Source organism: Methylobacterium tarhaniae, assembly GCF_001043955.1.
In the GTDB taxonomy this organism is placed as follows: domain Bacteria; phylum Pseudomonadota; class Alphaproteobacteria; order Rhizobiales; family Beijerinckiaceae; genus Methylobacterium; species Methylobacterium tarhaniae.
The window spans coordinates 1-810 of the sequence record NZ_LABZ01000163.1 but is presented as its reverse complement, the minus strand read 5'-3'; the positions used below and the strand labels follow the sequence as shown (position 1 = coordinate 810).

Below are 810 nucleotides of genomic sequence, written 5' to 3'. Positions count from 1 at the left end.
CTCGTCCGTCCAGCGGCCGGTCGCGTCGAGCTTGGCGAACTCGGCGGAGACGAGGATCTCGCAGCGCGATCCCGGAAGCGACCGGGCCAGCTTCATCAACGGCTGGAGGGTCGCGATGTCCTGCACGAGGTGAACGTGGAAGACGATGGACGACGGCACCCTCATGTGACGCCGCTCCCGGCCGTCGCCGCCGCGGGCGGACGGGCATCGCGGTGCAGGGCGGCGAGGGCCGGGAGCGGCGTCACATGAGGGTGCCGTCGTCCATCGTCTTCCACGTTCACCTCGTGCAGGACATCGCGACCCTCCAGCCGTTGATGAAGCTGGCCCGGTCGCTTCCGGGATCGCGCTGCGAGATCCTCGTCTCCGCCGAGTTCGCCAAGCTCGACGCGACCGGCCGCTGGACGGACGAGCTGGGCAGGCTGTGTGCGGATCTCGACGTGCCCAAGACCACTTACGCCTCGGAATACGAAGCCTTCCGCCACCTCCAGGACAAGCGTGGGCTCATCGTCGCCGGCAGCGAGTCGACCCTGCCCAACCATGCGGTCACCCACCGCCTGTTTGCCTCTGCCCCAAGCTCCTTCACGACCATCACGTTGCAGCACGGGTTCGAGTGCGTCGGCTTCCTGCACAACGTCGCCCACGACGCCTCCGCGGGCCGTGCCGTAGGCTTTGCCGCGGACATCATTGTCGGCTGGTTCGCCCCGGCGCGCCTGAGTTCGGTCATGGCGTCCGAGCGGGCCAAGCTCTACGTCGCGGGGCCTCCTTCCATGATCGAGAGGCCGGCCCGCGCAGCCCGGCGCGCGATGGTCG

General features: G+C 69.0%; 1 protein-coding gene. It reads left to right on the top strand.

All coding sequences use genetic code 11. From position 1 onward, the window contains the following. Positions 1–245: 245 nt before the first annotated feature. On the top strand, positions 246–810 hold a 565-nt coding region (locus VQ03_RS21530), incomplete at its 3' end, for a hypothetical protein (protein ID WP_048452959.1).